Annotated in this window: 21 protein-coding genes; 8 read left to right on the forward strand and 13 right to left on the reverse strand. The window is 43.1% G+C overall.

The window, feature by feature from the left end:
* Positions 1–22 precede the first annotated feature (22 nt).
* Complete coding sequence (locus P3T48_RS02370) at positions 23–2,680, forward strand: C10 family peptidase (protein WP_276505484.1); 2,658 nt, start codon at positions 23–25, stop codon at positions 2,678–2,680.
* A gap of 154 nt (positions 2,681–2,834) precedes the next feature.
* On the opposite strand, the gene recA is transcribed toward P3T48_RS02370, so the two are convergent.
* The 3 genes from recA to P3T48_RS02385 form a co-directional block, all read right to left on the reverse strand.
* The gene (gene recA, locus P3T48_RS02375) at positions 2,835–3,866 is read right to left on the reverse strand and encodes a recombinase RecA (RefSeq protein WP_217758859.1); all 1,032 of its coding nucleotides are present in this window, start codon (positions 3,864–3,866) and stop codon (positions 2,835–2,837) included.
* Between the two features lie 99 nt (positions 3,867–3,965).
* The gene (locus P3T48_RS02380; RefSeq protein WP_217758860.1) at positions 3,966–5,207 is read right to left on the reverse strand and encodes a saccharopine dehydrogenase family protein; all 1,242 of its coding nucleotides are present in this window, start codon (positions 5,205–5,207) and stop codon (positions 3,966–3,968) included.
* A gap of 94 nt (positions 5,208–5,301) precedes the next feature.
* The gene (locus P3T48_RS02385) at positions 5,302–5,907 is read right to left on the reverse strand and encodes a DUF6621 family protein (protein WP_276505485.1); all 606 of its coding nucleotides are present in this window, start codon (positions 5,905–5,907) and stop codon (positions 5,302–5,304) included.
* A 122-nt stretch (positions 5,908–6,029) separates the two neighbouring features.
* Between P3T48_RS02385 and rhaD the strand changes: the two genes are divergently transcribed.
* The 3 genes from rhaD (at position 6,030) to P3T48_RS02400 (ending at position 8,560) form a co-directional block, all read left to right on the forward strand.
* Entirely contained in the window at positions 6,030–6,839 is an 810-nt protein-coding gene (gene rhaD / locus P3T48_RS02390) for a rhamnulose-1-phosphate aldolase (protein WP_217758862.1), read from the forward strand.
* Positions 6,840–7,066: 227 nt separating this feature from the next.
* Complete coding sequence (locus tag P3T48_RS02395; RefSeq protein ID WP_276505486.1) at positions 7,067–7,690, forward strand: vWA domain-containing protein; 624 nt, start codon at positions 7,067–7,069, stop codon at positions 7,688–7,690.
* Between the two features lie 396 nt (positions 7,691–8,086).
* The gene (locus tag P3T48_RS02400) at positions 8,087–8,560 is read left to right on the forward strand and encodes a lipocalin-like domain-containing protein (protein WP_276505487.1); all 474 of its coding nucleotides are present in this window, start codon (positions 8,087–8,089) and stop codon (positions 8,558–8,560) included.
* An 80-nt stretch (positions 8,561–8,640) separates the two neighbouring features.
* Here the strand turns inward: P3T48_RS02400 and P3T48_RS02405 are convergent, their stop codons facing one another.
* Genes P3T48_RS02405 through P3T48_RS02415 form a run of 3 tightly spaced genes read right to left on the reverse strand, consistent with a single transcriptional unit; the run spans position 8,641 to position 9,558 of the window.
* Positions 8,641–8,853: a DUF3791 domain-containing protein gene (locus P3T48_RS02405; protein WP_276505488.1), complete on the reverse strand. Its 213-nt coding sequence runs from the start codon at positions 8,851–8,853 to the stop codon at positions 8,641–8,643.
* 10 nt (positions 8,854–8,863) lie between these two features.
* Positions 8,864–9,340: a DUF3990 domain-containing protein gene (locus P3T48_RS02410; protein WP_276505489.1), complete on the reverse strand. Its 477-nt coding sequence runs from the start codon at positions 9,338–9,340 to the stop codon at positions 8,864–8,866.
* Positions 9,337–9,558 carry a DUF3791 domain-containing protein gene (locus tag P3T48_RS02415; RefSeq protein ID WP_346429592.1) on the reverse strand — a complete coding sequence of 74 codons (222 nt, stop codon included), beginning with the start codon at positions 9,556–9,558 and terminating at the stop codon, positions 9,337–9,339. The genes P3T48_RS02410 and P3T48_RS02415 overlap by 4 nt, the downstream gene beginning before the upstream one ends.
* A 78-nt stretch (positions 9,559–9,636) precedes the next feature.
* Here P3T48_RS02415 and P3T48_RS02420 point away from each other — a divergent pair, with 78 nt between their 5' ends.
* Positions 9,637–9,957 carry a hypothetical protein gene (locus tag P3T48_RS02420; RefSeq protein WP_276505490.1) on the forward strand — a complete coding sequence of 107 codons (321 nt, stop codon included), beginning with the start codon at positions 9,637–9,639 and terminating at the stop codon, positions 9,955–9,957.
* 31 nt (positions 9,958–9,988) lie between these two features.
* Here P3T48_RS02420 and P3T48_RS02425 read toward each other — a convergent pair whose 3' ends face one another.
* The 7 genes from P3T48_RS02425 to P3T48_RS02455 all read right to left on the reverse strand — a co-directional run bounded on the left by P3T48_RS02425 (position 9,989) and on the right by P3T48_RS02455 (position 14,295).
* On the reverse strand, positions 9,989–10,864 hold the full coding sequence (locus P3T48_RS02425; protein WP_276505491.1) for an ADP-ribosylglycohydrolase family protein: 876 nt from the start codon (positions 10,862–10,864) through the stop codon (positions 9,989–9,991).
* Between the two features lie 6 nt (positions 10,865–10,870).
* Positions 10,871–11,500 (reverse strand): HI_0787 family protein, encoded by a 630-nt coding sequence (locus tag P3T48_RS02430; protein ID WP_276505492.1) that lies wholly within the window; start codon positions 11,498–11,500, stop codon positions 10,871–10,873.
* Positions 11,479–12,015, reverse strand: coding sequence for a tetratricopeptide repeat protein (locus tag P3T48_RS02435; protein WP_276505493.1), 537 nt, complete (start codon positions 12,013–12,015; stop codon positions 11,479–11,481). Before P3T48_RS02435 ends, P3T48_RS02430 begins: the two co-directional genes overlap by 22 nt.
* A gap of 104 nt (positions 12,016–12,119) precedes the next feature.
* On the reverse strand, positions 12,120–12,329 hold the full coding sequence (locus tag P3T48_RS02440) for a hypothetical protein (RefSeq protein WP_276505494.1): 210 nt from the start codon (positions 12,327–12,329) through the stop codon (positions 12,120–12,122).
* Between the two features lie 5 nt (positions 12,330–12,334).
* Positions 12,335–13,051: an agmatine deiminase family protein gene (locus P3T48_RS02445; RefSeq protein WP_276505495.1), complete on the reverse strand. Its 717-nt coding sequence runs from the start codon at positions 13,049–13,051 to the stop codon at positions 12,335–12,337.
* Between the two features lie 107 nt (positions 13,052–13,158).
* Positions 13,159–13,845, reverse strand: a complete 687-nt coding sequence (locus P3T48_RS02450) for a hypothetical protein (RefSeq protein WP_276505496.1) — start codon at positions 13,843–13,845, stop codon at positions 13,159–13,161.
* Between the two features lie 51 nt (positions 13,846–13,896).
* Positions 13,897–14,295 carry an A1S_2505 family phage non-structural protein gene (locus P3T48_RS02455; RefSeq protein ID WP_194253553.1) on the reverse strand — a complete coding sequence of 133 codons (399 nt, stop codon included), beginning with the start codon at positions 14,293–14,295 and terminating at the stop codon, positions 13,897–13,899.
* A 2,233-nt stretch (positions 14,296–16,528) separates the two neighbouring features.
* Here P3T48_RS02455 and P3T48_RS02460 point away from each other — a divergent pair.
* The 3 genes from P3T48_RS02460 (at position 16,529) to P3T48_RS02470 (ending at position 18,269) form a co-directional block, all read left to right on the forward strand.
* Positions 16,529–16,744 carry a helix-turn-helix transcriptional regulator gene (locus P3T48_RS02460; RefSeq protein ID WP_022251786.1) on the forward strand — a complete coding sequence of 72 codons (216 nt, stop codon included), beginning with the start codon at positions 16,529–16,531 and terminating at the stop codon, positions 16,742–16,744.
* The gene (locus P3T48_RS02465; protein WP_276505497.1) at positions 16,741–17,889 is read left to right on the forward strand and encodes a helix-turn-helix domain-containing protein; all 1,149 of its coding nucleotides are present in this window, start codon (positions 16,741–16,743) and stop codon (positions 17,887–17,889) included. The genes P3T48_RS02460 and P3T48_RS02465 overlap by 4 nt, the downstream gene beginning before the upstream one ends.
* A gap of 116 nt (positions 17,890–18,005) precedes the next feature.
* Complete coding sequence (locus P3T48_RS02470) at positions 18,006–18,269, forward strand: hypothetical protein (protein ID WP_276505498.1); 264 nt, start codon at positions 18,006–18,008, stop codon at positions 18,267–18,269.
* Positions 18,270–18,445 lie beyond the last annotated feature (176 nt).

Genomic DNA, 18,445 nt, shown 5'->3' on the forward strand with positions numbered 1-18,445 from the left:
TCGAAGAATACGTAATAGAAATATGTTGAATAAACACCACTCCTTGGCTGATGGCTGCTCCCTGACAGTGATATGCTCGCTGGTCGTGTGGATGTTAGTAGCCGTCTGCCAAGCTGCTTATGGCAAAGATGTCTATCCGAAACAAGCTGTAGAGATAGCCAAGAAGTACATCACCCTGTCTTGCGACGTGAAGGCTCAAGCGCGGGCAAAGGGACTTCGTCCTGCAGCCTTGGCACCTTATTATATTTATAACGATGCACAGGGCAAAGGTTTTGTCGTTGTTGCTGGTGACGATGATATGGGCGATGTGTTGGCCTATAGCACCGAGGGAACCCTCGATACACTACAGGCTAATCCTGGTGTAAAGCTACTCCTGGAGGCTTATCGTCAAACGTATGATGTGCTGAAAGAAGGGCGGGTGATGGTGCAGAGAAAAGCCCGTTCGGGGTTGTTCTCGAAGACCGTATCTCCCTTGTTGAAAAGCAAGTGGGGACAGTCGCATCCGTTTAATGCCCAGACGGGTTATCCCTATAGTGGGTGTGTGGCAACAGCGGTGGCCCAGATGATGTATTACTATCAATGGCCTGCTCAGGGGAGTGGTAAAAACGAATATCGCGTCACCTATTATAATACGATGAAGAGTGCAGACTTTAGTCAGTCGCACTACGATTGGGCGAATATGCTGCCCGATTATAATTATCCTGTATCTGCGACAAAGGAGCAAGAGGATGCTGTAGCCTTATTGATGAACGATGTGGGGGTAGCTTCCTTCATGCAGTACACCCCAGCTTCAAGTGGTACACAAGGTATTTTTGCGTATCAGGCTCTTCAGAAAAATTTCGACTATACTGCGGCTTATGTCACCAAGGCTGTCGAAGGTCCGACTCGTTTTGCGCAGATCTTGCGGCAGGAATTACTTAATGGTTGTCCTGTTTATCTGGAAGGTCGTCCTGCAGGTAATGCTTCAGGTCATGCTTGGGTAACTGATGGGTTTGATGAGAATGGTCTTTTCCACATGAATTTTGGATGGGATGGACAGGGCGATGCCTACTATTCGCTCACCAATCTTAGCCTCTCACAGACGGGAAGCGAGTTCCAAGGCAAGCCCTTGGCCTTCAATCGTGCTATTATGGCCATCTTGGCACATCCCAATAATGGCAAATATCCCGCAATAGAGCGTGGACTTTTGGAGTCATCTCCTCAGTTGATGTTTAATGAGGGTGGGGCTGTTCTTCTAAAAGATGCAGAAGATAAAAGCTTCCTTGCTTCTCAGTCGTTGACCATCGATATGAACTCTTTTGTCAATAAGGGTAAGCCTTTCAAGGGTGATGTGGGCATAGCTGTTTATGATGCTGAGGGTACATGCCGACAGGTGGCTTATACCGACGATCACGCTATAGGCGGTTTTACTCAACGACTCTATGGTGGAAGCGATGCAGGGTTTATGGGAAGCGATTATCTTGTCAATCAAGTTCAGTCTGTAAAAATGAAACTTACAGGTTTGGAAAATGGTTATTATCGGTTGGTCCCTGTATGTGTAGCTCAACGAGAGGATGGTTCGTGGGATGAATTCTTCGCGATGAAGAAGGCTCCCATCATAGAGGTGGAACTATCTGATGGACGAGGTCGCATCTCTGAAATATGTTCTACTGATGTTGTTTTTCAGTTGATGTCGCAGCCCAGGCTCTCAGGTCAAGCAGAGCAGGGTGGAAAGGTATTGACCTTTTTCACATTGAAAAACCTGAATGGTGTGCCTCGCGACTGTTATCTGAGGGTGCGGTTGCTCGACGATAGGAAGGCGGTAGTGCTCAATACTCGTGTGGATGAGTTGACCGAGATAGAGGGCTTTACCGAAGCTGAGATTCCCATCGTTCTTTCTTTGCCAAGCAGCATGACTCCAGGACGTTATGAAGTGCAACTTTCTTTGTCGGCTGATGCGGAAGAAACGATGGTTTATCCCGTCAACCTTATTCACGATAAGGATGCTGCCTATATCGAAGTGCTCAAGGCACAGGAAAAGCCTCTCATGGATCAGGTTGAAGTCTTTTTTGCTGATGACTCGCATGAAAAAATAGAATCAGGCAGCGTTGATGTGTCGAAAATATCTCTCTTCAAAATGGCAGTCTTGCTGCGTACGTCTGAAGGTCGTAACTATGAAGGAAATGTATCAATGTTCTGCGAAGACTTGATGACCCACGAAAAGACGCAGGTTAAGGGCATTGATGACCGGGTGTCTGTCTCGTCGTCCCTGTCTGTGCCTCTCTTTAGTTATTGGTTGCGTAAGGGCGACCTGTCATGGGAAGATGGGCATACCTATCGTGTGATGGTGATGGGTGAGATAGACGGGCAGCAGGTGGAACTTGCTGATCCGCAGTCCGCCACCTATTACCTGCATCGTAAGGGTGATATCCTAACACTCTCACAAGGTACTCCAACGTCCATAGGGACTGTAGCTATAATAGCACCTTCTTTCACCATCAAGCGAGAGGGTGGTAGAATCATCGTGTTGGGGACAGAACTAAAGTCGTTGCGACTATATGATGTGGCTGGTCGACTGCTTCAGCAGACCACGTCAGCCGACGGAAAACATGCCGTCCTTACCCTACAAGGATCAGCATCAGGCATCTCTGTGTTGCGCATAGATGCTGGTAGGCAATGTTTTACCTATCGTCTTCTGTGAGAGATGTATGAAATAAGAAGAATGAAATAAGAAGAAGGAAATAAGAAATCCCCGACAGCAAGGATATCGTTTCCTTCTGTCGGGGATTCTTATGTTTTATAAGGTTACCATCATGAGCGCTATGTCTCTTTCATGAGGGCAAACAACACCTTACTTATTCTGCATTGGCAAGCGCCTCGCGTACCTTGGCTTCTATTTCTTCGAGAAGCTCAGGGTTATCCTTCAGTATCAGCTTGGTTGGGTCGGCACCCTGTCCCAGGTTGGAGCCATTATAGCTGTACCAGCTTCCGCTCTTCTTGATGATGCCATGCTCCACGCCCAGATTGAAAACTTCGCCTGCATGGCTGATGCCTTCGCCAAACATGATGTCGAACTCAGCCTTGCGGAAAGGAGGAGCCACCTTGTTCTTGACCACCTTTACGCGCACCAGGTTTCCGATAACATTATCGCCATCCTTGATGGCTGTAGCCTTGCGGATGTCGAGGCGTACAGAAGCGTAGAACTTCAGGGCATTGCCACCCGTTGTTGTCTCAGGGTTTCCGAACATAATACCTATCTTCTCGCGCAACTGGTTGATGAAGATACAGGTGGTATTGGTCTTGCTGATGGTAGAGGTGAGCTTGCGCAGAGCCTGGCTCATCAGTCGGGCCTGGAGTCCTACAACATTGTCACCCATGTCGCCCTCAATTTCCTTCTTAGGAGTCAGGGCAGCCACAGAGTCGATGACAACGATGTCTACCGCAGCCGAACTGATCAGCTGGTCGGCTATCTGAAGCGCCTGTTCACCATTGTCGGGCTGCGAAATCCACAGGTTGTCAACATCTACGCCCAACTTGGCAGCATAGAAACGGTCGAAGGCATGCTCGGCATCGATGAATGCGGCAATACCTCCAGCTTTCTGAGCCTCTGCGATGGCATGGATGGCAAGTGTGGTCTTACCAGAAGATTCCGGACCATAGATTTCAATGATTCGTCCCTTGGGGTAGCCGCCTACGCCCAAGGCCATATCGAGGGCGATACTTCCAGTAGGAATCACCTCTATATTCTCAATGTGCTCGTCGCCAAGCTTCATGATAGATCCCTTACCGAAGTCTTTCTCTATCTTGGCCATGGCAGCCTGAAGGGCCTTCAGCTTACCCTCGTTGGGGTTCAGGGTTCCTTCCTTTATTTCGTCTTTCTTTGCCATATCTTTCTAATGTTTTATGACTTAGTGACGATAAAAACGGCTTGGTATGAATAGTACCATTCTGTCTTCGCCGTCACTAAGGGGGTATTTTGATAATGATTAGTCAATCTCCAAGTCGCCGTCGAACACCTCGTGCCAAGGCAATCCCTGCTTGTTGAGCTGCTCCATGAATGGATCTGGGTCGAACTCCTCAACGTTCCATACACCTGGTTTCTTCCAGATGCCCTTGAGGAACATCATGGCACCGATCATGGCTGGCACACCCGTGGTATAGCTTACGCCCTGCATGCCGGTCTCGTTGTATGCTTCCTGATGCTTGCAGTTGTTGTAAACATAATAGGTGTGCTCCTTGCCGTCCTTCTTTCCGCGGATGCGGCAACCGATAGAGGTCTCTCCGTCGTAGTTCTCGCCGAGGTCCTGAGGGTTAGGCAATACGGCCTTGAGGAATTGCAGTGGTACGATCTTCACCTTGGCAGTCTTGCCGGAGCCGTCGGCCAATGGAGCCTCGTATTCTATCTCGTCGATGCGGCTCATGCCGAGGTTCTCTATACAGTCGAGATAGGTGAGATACTGCTGACCGAATGTCATCCAGAAGCGAGCCTCCTTGATGGTAGGATAGTTCTTTACCAGGCTCTCCAGCTCCTCGTGGTGCATCAGATAGCTCTCGCGAGGACCGATGTTAGGATAGGTGAGAGGCTTGTGGATAGACAGAGGGTCGGTCTCAATCCATTCACCATTCTTGTACCACAGACCTTTCTGGGTAATCTCACGGATGTTGATTTCTGGGTTGAAGTTGGTTGCGAAAGCCTTGTGGTGATTGCCGGCATTGCAGTCTACGATGTCGAGAACCTCGATCTCGTCGAAGTGATGCTTGGCAGCGTATGCAGTAAAAATGCCCGAAACACCAGGGTCGAAGCCGCAGCCAAGGATAGCGCAAAGACCAGCTTTTTCAAACTTGTCCTTGTAAGCCCATTGCCATGAATACTCAAAGTGAGCCTCGTCCTTGGGCTCGTAGTTGGCCGTGTCCATATAGTTGCAACCGCAGGCTAAGCAGGCGTCCATGATGGTGAGGTCCTGATAGGGCAGAGCGAGATTGATGACCAACTCAGGTTTGTAGCTGTTGAAGAGGGCTTTCAACTGCTCCACATCGTCGGCATCCACCTCGGCTGTCTGGATGTCCATCTTGTAGCCTTTATCGTGGATAGACTTCACCAACTTGTCGCATTTTTCCTTGCGGCGGCTGGCAATCATGAACTCTGTAAAAACGTCCTGGTTCTGGACAATCTTAAAGGCTGCCACGGTAGCGACGCCACCTGCGCCAATCATAAGTACTCTACTCATTTAAGTATAAATGTTTAATGTTATTATTTCTTGTTTTAGCTCATTTTATTTGCTGATATTCATCAGCTTATTTTATTTGCTGACGTCCATCAGCTTATTTTATTTCATTTGCTGATATGCCTAAGGCATTCATCAGCGAATAGCCCAGTATTTCTTGTCGGAAGTTGCCGCCGGGAAGAGGCTGCATGGCAAAGAGAGTGACGCGTTTCTCGTCGTCTACCTTGCGAAGCATGTCGCGCAACTGGTCGTAGGCATCGCCTTCCTCCGAGTTGGGAATGATCATCACTCGTTTCACCTCCTTGGCATTGCAAACCGTGCGGGCTACGTCTACGAGGAAATCGTCTTTGCCCACCATCTTTTCTTCCGTAGGATATGAAGAGATGACGAACTCGCCCAGACGTGGATCCTTGAAGGCTTTGGCGTTCAGGTCCTTCTCATAGTCGGAAGGGCTGAAGTTCTGCATCGCCTTCGATTGCTGGCTGTGTATGAGTACCAGTTGCGTCTCGTGCTCACCTTCTCTTAGTCCACCGTCGAGGGCAATACATACAGCCCACTGAGCCATGTCGGCAGGCTGGATGCGGCGGTTGATCATACGCTCAAAGTTTACGATAAGGTCGAATGCCACCTTGTCGATATAGTCTGCATCAGCGATGATTACATTCTCGCTCCATTTGATGTTGTTGGTGTTCAATGAATTCATACGTGCAAAGATACAAATTATTTTTGTAACTTGTCAAAAGTCTTGGCTAAAATATCAAAACTTTAGGTCGATAGTCATATTTTCGTGTTAATTTTGCAACCAGTAATACAAACAATCAAGAAATGAAAAGTGTTTTAGAGGGTCGTCCTGCCTTAAAGAAGGAAGTGGATAAGATTGCCGAGGTAGCTGGCTATCTTTGGCAGAATGGTTGGGCTGAGCGTAATGGTGGCAATATTACGGTTAATGTGACCGACCTTGTTGATGACGAGATGAAGGCGCTGCCTGCCATCAGCGAAGTGAAGCAGATAGGTACTGTCCTGCCTGCGCTGAAGGGCTGTTACTTCTTCTGCAAGGGAACAGGCAAGCGAATGCGCGACTTGGCTCGTTGGCCTATGGACAATGGTTCTGTCATTCGTATTCTGGACGATTGTGCCAGCTACGAAATCATTGCCGACAATGCCGTGATGCCTACATCCGAGTTGCCAAGCCATCTGTCGGTTCATGCCCGTCTTATCGAGAAAGGTTCCAACTATAAGGCCACAGTTCATACTCATCCCATCGAGCTCATTGCCATGAGCCACAACAAGAAGTTTATGGGCAAGGACGTGCTGAGCAATCTGCTCTGGAGCATGATTCCTGAGACCAAGGCATTCTGTCCGCTCGGACTGGGTATAGTGCCATATAAGTTGCCAGGCAGTCTTGAACTTGCCGAGGGAACTCTGAAGGAGTTGGAAGACTACGACGTAGTGATGTGGGAGAAGCATGGCGTATTCGCCAAGGGTCTTGACGTGATGGATGCCTTCGACCAGATAGACGTACTCTCCAAGAGTGCAAAGATATATATCGATGCCAAATGTATGGGTTTTGAACCTGATGGTATGAGCCAGGAGGAAATGGCCGAAATGACTAAGGCTTTCAACCTGCCAAGATAATTGTTTTTAGTAGTTTTGAAGTAGAAATTGTTTGTTAAGAGGGTGCGTCACAGACTTATGACACACCCTCTTTTTATTGCCATTTTTCTCCCTTGCTTAATTTTTGGTTCGTTATTTTCTTATAATAGATAAAGGAAGAAGACAACGGCCGTAGTTCTGAATCCATCGAAAGTAGGATTATTTACTGAACTTGCTAAAGTTCAATAAAAAATAGGAGAAAACAAATTATGAAACGAATATTCAATCTTTTGGTAGTAGACGAGAGTGGAAGCATGAGTATTATCGAGCGCCAGGCACTGGTGGGCATCAACGAGACCCTGATCACGATTCAGAAAATGCAGAAGACGCATGCCGACTTAGAGCAGCGTGTCACCCTGATCACCTTCGACAGCACGCATACCAATGTGTTCTATGATAACGTGCGTGCCTCTAATGCCAATCCTTTGAAGGCAAAGGATTATAATCCTTGTGGTGCCACTCCTCTTTACGATGCCATCGGAATGGGTATCGCCAAGATCAATGCCTTGACCACCGAGGATGACAGTGTGTTGGTAACTATTATCACGGATGGCGAGGAGAATTGCAGTGAGGAGTATAGTCTGAAGATGATCAAGAATCTTATCGAGAAATTGAAGAAGCAGAACTGGACCTTCACTTTCATTGGTACTGACGATCTGGATGTGGAGAATATCGCTCTTGATATGGGTATTGACAATCATCTCCAGTTCTCGGAAGATGAGGCAGGTACCAAGAAGATGTTTGCAAGAGAGAATAGGGCGAGAGAGCGCTACAACAAGTGCCGTGCGATGGATTGCAAGATGGAAGCGGGTAGTTATTTCGAGGAGAAATAAAGATAAAAAAGAAGAAGTTGACGAAAAAAAGTGAATGGTAAATGCTGATTATTCAGAAAGTTTTTATACTTTTGCAATCAGAATGAATTCTCGTATGAGATTGATTTCTATTTTTTTTGATGGTTAAATTAGCGTTTGCTATTCGGTCATGCAAATTGGAACGTAGGAAATTTCAAAAAGAGCATTAGAAACGACAGATAGTGAACGTCCGCTATATCGTGGGCGTTACTTGTTGTTCTAATCAGCTTTTCCTACGGCTGCAATTTGGACAAGTTTCGTCCACGTGTTTTGTATCCGTAGGTGATGTAGAGAACGATGGCTTCGCAATAACAATCTATCAAGTGAACTAATTTAATAACATTAAAAGCTTAGCTATCGGCATGACGGGCACAACTTATGAAAAAGTTACATTTTTCTTTAATGGCGATTCTTTTCGCCTTGTTTTCAATGGTGTCTTTCACCGCTTGTTCATCTGATGATGATGGACTTTCTTCTGATGACATCAAGACAAATATTGTCGGGATGTGGCAAATGACTCATATTTCTGGTTGGGGATATGATGACACGGAGGATGAAAACCTGATTAAAGTAGACAAGGATATTCCCGAAGAGGATAGCAGGCGTATCCAGTTTAAGGGAGACGGTACCTATAGATGGTATTGGTATTATAATAATGGTTGGCATCCAGAAAGTTCTGCTAATACGTATGAGGTGTCTGGAAATAAAATCATCTTTTATGATTCCGTTGATGAAGATGAAATAGAGACATGTACTGTTCTTTCTTTCAAAAATAATATAGTAGTGTTGGAAGCTACCTTAGAGGAAGGTCCACAATATAAGCAGAGAATTACTTGCAAGCGAGTAAACTAAATCATAATAAAAAAGCAGCATGACAAGTGTCGTGCTGCTTTTGTTTTCCCTTTGAGAAGGGAAAGTGTTTCTATGCGATTTTATTTCTGCTTTTTCCATTCTTCTTTTACTAATTCTGCCAAGTATCCATCGCTTCTGCAATGAATATCCGCGATGCCTAAGTGCATCATTTGATAAATGGAAGATGCATAAAAAAAAACTAAAGCATCTTCCAAAGTAATGCCCGTTTGTTCTGCGAAAATTGATACTATGCGAGCGTATTTCATTTGAAGAATTGTCTTATTAGCTTCCATAAAAGTCTCCTTATTTAATTTCATCTGATTTAAGAAAATGCAAATGTTTGTTTATGAGTTCTTGATTTAAAATGCATATTTGATGATTAGGATGGATAAACTTTAAACGCTTAAGTGCTTCTTCTTTACTGATGTTACCAGAAAAATACAAATCTACAGTGTTGAATACTTTATCATCCGCTATACCTCCTGTAATCATATCGTACTTACTTGACAGTTTGCCAAGTCGGCATAGAGTTACAAAGTCTAACCATTCTTCGTTGTAATCACCGAATTCTTTGATGTTAAATTTATTGTCTAAGTTTTCGTCTAAATTATAATGATTAAGATATGCTTTATCACCTTGATAGAGAAATCGCTGGGCATATTTCTTTGCCTGTTCGATAAGTGATGTGAGATAGAATCCCTTACCGAAATCCAATAAATCACGAGAATGATAAATGTCAGGTGATTCAATGATGAAATTTGATGCGTGATAAACTGTCATTTTAGCGCTCCTCGTTTTTTTAACAAGTTAATCAAAACGTCCATGATATACTCCTTGCTGAAAGTATGGAGTACATCATAGCATGGTATCATGTAGCCGTTTAAGATATTTGTTGATCGTAGCATCTGAAATACCTTGCTGGCACTCATGTTCAATCGATCGGCTAAGTTTCCCACGCAATAGGTTACGAAATCCAATTGATATTCTTGCATTTGCATAATTTTCTTTATTAATGTGGGGCAAAGTTAAGACTATTTTTCGAAAAAACAAATTATTTCTCTTTTCTTCTATACTAAATGAGAAAAATAAGCAGAAAAAATAGGATTATTCTAAAACCTTTTGTATTTTTGCAGAAAAATGGAGGTGGAGATATGAAGGTTTACCAAGATCCAAAGGGAAATATTAATGGATACTCTTGGAATATTTCAAACAAGTTTATTCAAACTGTTGTAATGGGTGGTTGCCTATTAAGATTAATGCTATTCCCTTTTGTGGGATTATATTTGATTTTCCATCCAAATGAAGGTGGAAAATATGCATTTTATAGAAAACTGGTATATGAATGGTTTAGCATTTCCTTAACCTCCTTAAGAGCATTTAATGTGTTTTGGCGATGAAAGTCGGTAAGAAAGTTTCGCTTACAAACAACTATTTCTTGTATTTTTTATCTATTTTCTTTATTTCATTGTTGGCTTTAAATAGTTGATATATTCTTGTCATGTCCTTAGGGAGATAGCTCAAAGCCTTCTCTTTCATTTCTTGCGGAATACCGAAGCGGGCTTCGGCGATGGAGCCGACGATGGCTCCGATGGTATCGCTATCACCGCCATGAGATATAGCGAGGCGAATGGCATCCTCGAAAGATGAGGCTTGCGAGAGGAGATAGAAGGATAAGGGCACGGCATCCATACAGGTCTCATCGAACTTGCCCTTTGGATAAACTCGTGTGTCGAAATCCTCGTAATAGCTGCGGGCGATGGACATGAACCCCTGTATTGTTTCATTTTCATCCTTAGAAGCCTTAGCATTCTCATTTTTCAATCCCTTCGTTTCCTCATTCTCAGAATCCTTAGATCCTTCTGAGAATCTGCTCTTGCGGAAATACCAGATGGCATGAGCTACAGCTTTGGCTCCCTTGATTCCTTCGGGATGATTATGAGTAGGAAGAGCCGTCTTTTCAGCCTCTTCCAAAACCTGCGACAGGTCATCGAAGAGCCAAGCTACTGGCGATACTCGCATTGCAGAACCGTTGCCAAAGCTATTATATGGCTGCGGGTTAAGAGAGCAAATCCACCTTGCGAATCTACCGCCATACGCTCCTTTTGGAGAAGGATAGCGGCGGCACCAATCCAACAGACTTTCCTGATAGTTTCGCCCGTTTAATATCGCATCGGCAATCGCTACCGTACAAATGGTATCATCGGTGAAGTCGCATCCCTCGCCGAACATCTCGAAATCATAATCAAACGTATTGTTGAACTCATATTTTGAGCCAGCAATATCACCAATCATTGCTCCTAACATAGTTACTTAATTGTATTTTTTGTAATAAGATTTGCCTAATTGCCATAGATATTTATCTATCTCTTTTAGATTGTATGCTGTTAATCCATAGCTCTCTTGGAACTTATGTATGATATTGATGAAAATTGGGTAGTTTCGTAAGTCGGAATTGTTGAAATTGTAGAACTTGTCGCGTCTTTTGAAATACAGTAACACTTTCTCTACATAGTTGTCGTAAATAGCATACATAAATGGTTGATGGTGGCTGCAATATTTTGATGCAAATGAGTAAAAGAAATGCTGCTTCTTTTCTTTTCCAACTTCGACGTGGGCAATTTCATCCACTAAAGTTAAATCTCCATTTTTCAGTCTCTTGTCAATATCTGGAATTGATAGTATATGCTTGGCAACAGTATGAATGTCAAATATGTTGGTACTATAGAAGTCATTTAGTGTAGAGCATTTTAGCAGAACATTTTCTATGGTATCGTTCTTTTGGCATAAGCTGAAAAACAATTTGTCAAGAGCTTTCTCTTGATTTACATAATTGTCTAAGCTATCCCACAAGCGAATGTATTTTTCAACTTCGCTTGGGGATGGCTCATATTCTTGTGGTATAGTTTGATTTCTCATCTTTAATCCTCTAAAAAATTCCACTCTTTTAGTTTCTTTTTAGCCAAAGGATGTCCTTCTGAGTAGGCTAATGAATAGTAGCGTTTAGCTTCTTCTATATTTTTATCTACTCCCCAACCTTTCTCGTAAAATTCTCCACAACGATAGTGGGCGTATGGCAAACCACAGGCCTTATACAATTCAAATGCTTTCTTTAGGTCCACTTCAGTTCCGTCTGTACCCTTACGATAGATGTCTGCCAAGTTACTACGAGCTAAGTCATTGCCTTGATCTGCAGATTTGGCAAACCAATATTTAGCAAACTCTACATTTCTTTCAACGCATACTCCGTCATTGAAGAAACAGCCTAAGTCGTTTTGGAGTTCGTCATCTTCAAGGTCATAATTGTTTGAATCATTCTTGACCAGATTCAAAACATCCAATACTGCCTCCTTTGTGTAACCGTAATCTTCTGGCTTGGCATTTGTCTTTTGTACCAATACAAAATTCTGATAATTCTTTGGTATATCAAAATACTTATCTTTATTATTTGTCTTCATATCTTATAATGTTTAAATTATGTATTATTCCAATTCTTTACTCTATCACCTCCCAGAAACTTTCCGGAAGGCTGATTCTCCTATCATTGCCCCTAAATTAGTTGCTAATAATCTAATTCAGTCATGTAGTAATAGCAGAGCTGATAATACTTATTTCCAAACTCGGCGATATTCATTTCTCCCATAAATATCATTTCTTCTCTTGTGAATCCATTTAAGAATCCATTCTTGATAGCCTCTTGCTCGTTTTCATAACGATTCATGAGTTCCCAGAATCGCTTTTGCTCTTCTTTTGTGTGATGTATAAATGCCATAAAAATTATTTTTTAATATTCCAAGTTATACAATTCAAGGCTCCGCCTTGTTTAATGATCTCTTCACTATCCAACTGGTAGATATTACATGATGGATAGTATGTTTTTATTTGCTCCATAGCTTGCTCATCCTCTTCTGTGTTGATAGCTGGCAAAACGATGTTGTTGCCAACTTGCAGGAAGTTGATGTATGCCCAATTTCGCTTATCTGCTCGCTGAACATGATAATGTAGCTTCTCTATCCGAAAACGGGTGCCAAGCCGTCGCTCGAATTCTTCTGCAAGTTCCTGGTCGTAATCAGCATAGTTGGTCATTAGAAGACGTGACTCGTCTATTGGTTTCACTATACCATCAGCATGCCCATATTTCTCATATTTATCCCATGGAAGCATGATGACCTCACAATGAAATAGATGCTCCAACTCATTCAATACTTCTGCTTGCGGATATTGAGCGTTTTCATGAAAAACTTTCTCTGTCATGATGATGCAATCATGGGCTTTTACCACATTCCCGCCATCTATTATCAAATCGGTGGCTTGGATATTGGGTAGCTTCAAAGCATAGCACACGCTCTTTGTATCCGTGATATATTGCTTGTCTGATTCTTTCTTTGTGAGATAATCGGGATAATACCGATATTGCAGGAAATCCTCTTCGGTTAGTTGAATCGGCATGTAGTCACGACACCAGATATCGGCTGTGTTTGATAACAGAGCCATATTGATGTGGACATTCTTCAGTAACTCCGAAAAACGGCTGAAGAATGCGGGATGAACCTTTGGAAGCCATTCTGAAACGAATACCTGATTCGTATCTCTATCTGCTATCATACCTGTATCTTTTTAAATTGCCATGGCCGTGGGTCTTGGATATGCTTCCTGTCTTTTGTCAGGGTGAACCCTTTGTCGAGAAGTTCCTGATGCTCTTTTGCCTGCATCTTCTGCCCGTTTTCATCATATTTCGCCACGTTCTTGCGTACATCAGCTTCTACCTCTGCCTTTTCTTCCCCATCAACCCATTTGATGGAGAAGCCATCGAAGATGGAGGCTTGCGAATAAAGCATATCATATAATAAGGTGGAACGACTGTCGGGTGGATTTCCATCTACCGAAAACTCACGTATCAGCAGGGATGCCCTGATGGCATCTTCGGGATGGGTGCCCTTCTCGAACGTGATGTCGATTCCGGAAACATGGTTGTGCAGGATGCCCAACTTGAAGATGCTCTTGGGAGAACCACTCTTGGGGTTGCGATGATATACGATGGGGTCTTTGATGCCACCCTCGGCCTCTTCGTGATAGTAGAACTCCACACATGTGGGTTGTACTGTTACCTGTTGGACTCCAGCAGTTACCAGGAAGTGACCGGCTAAAGCTATCTGAGCGATTTCCTTGAATTCAGAAGGGATGAATGGGGTGCCCTGATTCCCGAATGGGTGGTCTTCGTTCAGAATTTTTCTCCGTGTATCCTCACTCAAGGAAAAAGATTCTAAAGTTTCTTTCAAGTTCTGCATGATCTTTTCCTTTTTCTTTCAAAACCTATATTCCACTCTTTCTTCAGAAGATTACTCTATCACCTCCCAGAAACTCTCCGGAAGGCTGATGTTCTTCATCCTTTTTGCACTCTCAAACAATGGGGCGATGTCTTCGGCTTCGAAGCCGGCGATGCCGCAACCTATTGGGGTTACCAGGAAATGTAGCTCTTGATGATGCTTGGCATAGGCGATGAATTCCTCCACGTATGGACGGATGGTTTCCACGCCGCCCTGCATCGTAGGGATGGCATAACTCTGCCCCTGCAAGCCTACACCCTTGCCCATGACGGCACCGAAGTGTAATCGGGCAATGCGGGCAGCACCACCACCATGCATGCCAGCCAGATTGCTGCCAAACACAAATATCTCGTTCTCTTTTAATGAATCAATCCAGCGAGGAGTGATTCTTCCCTTCTTCATATCTTCCATATTCTTTTTATTATTAAATATGTTATTGCTAATATCAGCCGATTCCTCGCAGCACATTCTCGAAGCCATCATGCTCGGCATTGACATCTTAGGAGCACTTGAAACGGATGCGTCTTCGTCGCCGAACGACAGATAGCTTCTGTATTCCGAAGCGTCGAAGTATTTCTTGAAATAAGGAATCACCACATCGTGCATCATCTTCTGGCATCGCTGGGTGACGGCGGAGGCGGTCATGCCCAACTGCATGGCTACGTCCTTGCCCTTGAATCCCTCGATATAGAGCATCTTCAGGATGATGCTGTTCTTGCTGTCTCTGCCATAATAAAGATTGCCGATCTCTTCTATCGTTTGATAAAGTTCATGCTCAAACTGGTTGTCGCTTACGTCAAACTTCATCTTCCGGCTTTCCTGTCGCGCCTCAAAACTCTCGAAACGGTGCTCCTTCACCACCTCCTTCAATTTATCCAGCAAGAGGAATCGGAAACCATTCACCATCCAGGTCTTGAGCGACATGCTCGGCTTCCTGTCCTCCAAAGGCTTGAAGCCGTGTTCGCAGAGATAGAGATAGTATTCGTGAGCCAATGAATAAAAGTCCATGCCCGGCTTGTTCTGCAGGTCGTATCGCTTATCGTAGATGCAATAAGCCACCCGGCAGTATCCGTAGTAATACTCCCTCACTATTCTGGCATCAGCATCCTTGAAGCCTTGAAGAATCTCGTCATCAGACAGTTGTGAGAGATTAGACTTCCTTGAAAAATCCTTTTCTTTCCCCATATCGTTTCGATATTCTAATTTGTTTGCAAATATATACCTTTTCTTTGAGAAATAGGAGTTTTTGCTCCAGTTTTCGTTTTTACATAGTATTAAAAGAAAAAAGTAGGGAGAAAATTAAGCTGATATCGAAAAAAAAGGAATTTTAAAGTAGATATTGGGATTTGAAAAATAATATTTGATAAGTTCTTGCATACATTTCAAGTATTACCTATGTCCTTCGAGGGTGCGTCACAGACTTATGAGACAATAGCCTTTTGCTGTAAAACGTAGGACATTTGTCCCTTAACTTCTCTCTAACTTCCCTTAACTTCCCGACAGGCAAAAGTTGAGTTATGATTCTACTTGAAAAAACAAGCAGAAAATATGGAATTATTCTTATTTTTTTGTGGTAAAGTTTACATCGTGATGTATTTTTTTGTATCTATAAGATTTCATATCAGATACTTTTGGGATATATCGTTGAGTATGTGCTCGTACGTAAAAAGTTTTTTATGAAAAAAGTGTCAAAGTATCATCTTTTGGCAGAATGTAGAGATAAATAACTGACATATAATAAGATAGAAGAATGATACATTTTGGATTATCTTACAAGAAGTATCATAGAAGTATCATTAATCTGATAGAAGTATCATAAAAAAGTCATTTAAGTATCACAAAATCGTCATGAGGCATTATGCATAAAAGCAAAGCCGCCGATCTGCAAGGAGTGCCCAAAAATCGCCCGGCTTTTGGGCACTCTGTGAACACCGCATGGGCAATAAATGCCCGACGCTTGTTCTGTTTATGCCCATCGCTTGTTCAGTCGATGCCCGTCGCTTGTTCACTGAGTGCCCACTTGACGGGCAAGACAGACCACCTGATGGTCTCTTACAGAACGGCTTATGTAATTTTATTCCTAATCCAGCTTGTCAATCTTTCTTCTTATTCATAGTTTGTATTGGCATTCTTTACATACTGGAAGAGTAGGTGCTAAAGTTTTTTATAAAACAGGAATAGAAGACACTTCTTTTTTAGTCTTTTAAATCGACTCAAAGCCGAATTTAATGATGTTTCTTGTGATTTATGATACTTCTATGATACTTCTTGTAAAATAAACGAAAAAGTATCATTCTTGTATTGTACAGTATATCAGATGTTTATAAGGATATCGTACTAAATAATGATACTATGATACATTTTCCCGCAAAAAAACAATTATGCGCAAGCAATTATTTTCCGATTTTGTCTTTTGATTGTTCGGGGCTATGAAATGATATTTATGTTATCTCTGTGTTAGTGGTAACTCAAAAAGCTCCAAAACAACCTTTTTCGCTCGTATTTTATGATTATCAATGAAAGGAATAATATTGCGAAATGCTCAACTATTTGCATGGTCCGTAAACATTTTGAGAATATTTTTCCTTTTTCTGAAATTATTCTCGTACTTTTGCAAGCGTATTCACCTATTATATAATAATGTATGGCAAAGAAAGATGTAAACAGATTGAAGATAATGTTGGCAGTAACCAAGCGCTCAAATAAGTGGTTGGCAGAAATGTTGGGTAAAGACCAAGCAACCATTTCTAAATGGTGCACAAACACTTGCCAACCAGACTTGGAAACCTTAATACGGATTTCTGATTTGCTGAAAGTGGATGTAAACGATTTGTTGAATAAAGAATGTATCAAAGAATGATGGACTTTTTATATTTCCTCCAGTTTGCATGTTTCATCTTCATGCTCATCAATGCCCTAATCCTCGGCATCACCCACCTGCACATGAAGTGGGTCAACCGACGCTATGAGTGGTCACGCTGGCTGATACTTGCAGGTATGACGGGACTTGCCATACAATATCTCTTGCAGATGCTCTTGGGTTTTCGTGCGAAAAGCGATGACTTGGGAGCTGTCTTCAATATCTTGGTCTATACCCCATGCTTCACCACTATCTCCATGGGCATATACAACATTGAGGCGACCCATGCCAACCGCCGAAAGATGAACATCGTATGCACTTGCATTTATGCCGCCATCATAGCAGTTTTCTGCATAGGTTACAGCAATAGCGGAAGTCTTAACATCGGCAATTGGCTCTATGCGATGCTCGTATTGTTCGGCGCAAACGTAGCGTATTGCATCTATATGATTATGATTGAGATGCGGAAACGCAAGAAGATGTTGGAGCTGATGACTGGTGACGACATGCTGCCCTACGTGCAATATGCCCGAGCCAGCATTTTCGTCCTGTTCTTCTCTGCCCTTACCATGCCTTTCGCCATCCTCTCCACCACCTTATTATATATAATAGGTCCGTTGGCTTTGCTCTCTATCCTTTTCTTCAATCTGAGTTTCGTGGCATTGGGCTACAATTACGTTCCTACCGAGGAACTCTTGGACAAGGAGGAAGAAGAAAGCGCAGCCCTCGCAGATGAAATAACAGAAAGCTCTGATGGGCAGGATGTAGAGTCTGCCGATAGTAAAGAAACATTGCCATCGTTTTCTCAGGAGCGTCAGGCAGCCATCAAGGAGAAGCTCGACAAGTGGTGCGAAGAGTTGGGCTATAAAGACACCACAGTAAACATGTTCACCCTGTCACGCTCGCTGAACATTTCCAAGAACGAGTTATCACGCTACTTCACATCATGCCTTAATTCCACCTTCCGCATCTGGCTTGCCGAGGTACGTTTCGAGGCGGCAAAGAAGATGATGCTCGACTATCCCGACTACAACAACGATATCATTTCTGCCGAATGTGGCTTCTCTTCACGCTCCTATCTCTATCGCATATTCAAAGAGAAAGAAGGTTGCTCCCCAACTGTCTGGAGAGCGAAAATACAATAAAATCACGCCTTAGGTGTCTACTTCCCCCACCAAGTAGACACCTATTTTGTAGGAAGTAGACACCTAAGTGGGGGAAGTGGACACCTTTTTCCGAAGAAAAACACTATTTTTGCACCATGAGAAATATGATAGAGACTCTCACGAAAGAGGAACAGGCTATTTTTATAGTGGCATTGTTTCTTCTGTTGTTCGCCATAGTCATGAGCTATGCCATGGTTCAAGACTACAGGATATATCTTGATGAGAACTACAAGGCTCGCTACAGCTTCTGTGATTTCATCAAGAGAGAAAGATTCTATATCTATCTGTTTCTCGGACTGACTTTCGTCATCATCCTGGGAATGACAGTATATCTGATGGCAATGAGAGAAAATATGTAAGAAAGTATAATAATAATTTACAGTTATGAATAACAAAAAACAAAGAAACAGGCTATTCACGATGCTGCTGCTCGTGATGGCTATCCTCATGCCTTATGGGGGGGGGCATGGGCACAAACGCAGCCTTCCAAAGGTGATGGCAAAGTAGGCAATCCTTACATCATCACCACAGCTGA

The sequence above is a fragment of the Segatella intestinalis genome (assembly GCF_029348455.1).
Taxonomy (GTDB): domain Bacteria; phylum Bacteroidota; class Bacteroidia; order Bacteroidales; family Bacteroidaceae; genus Prevotella.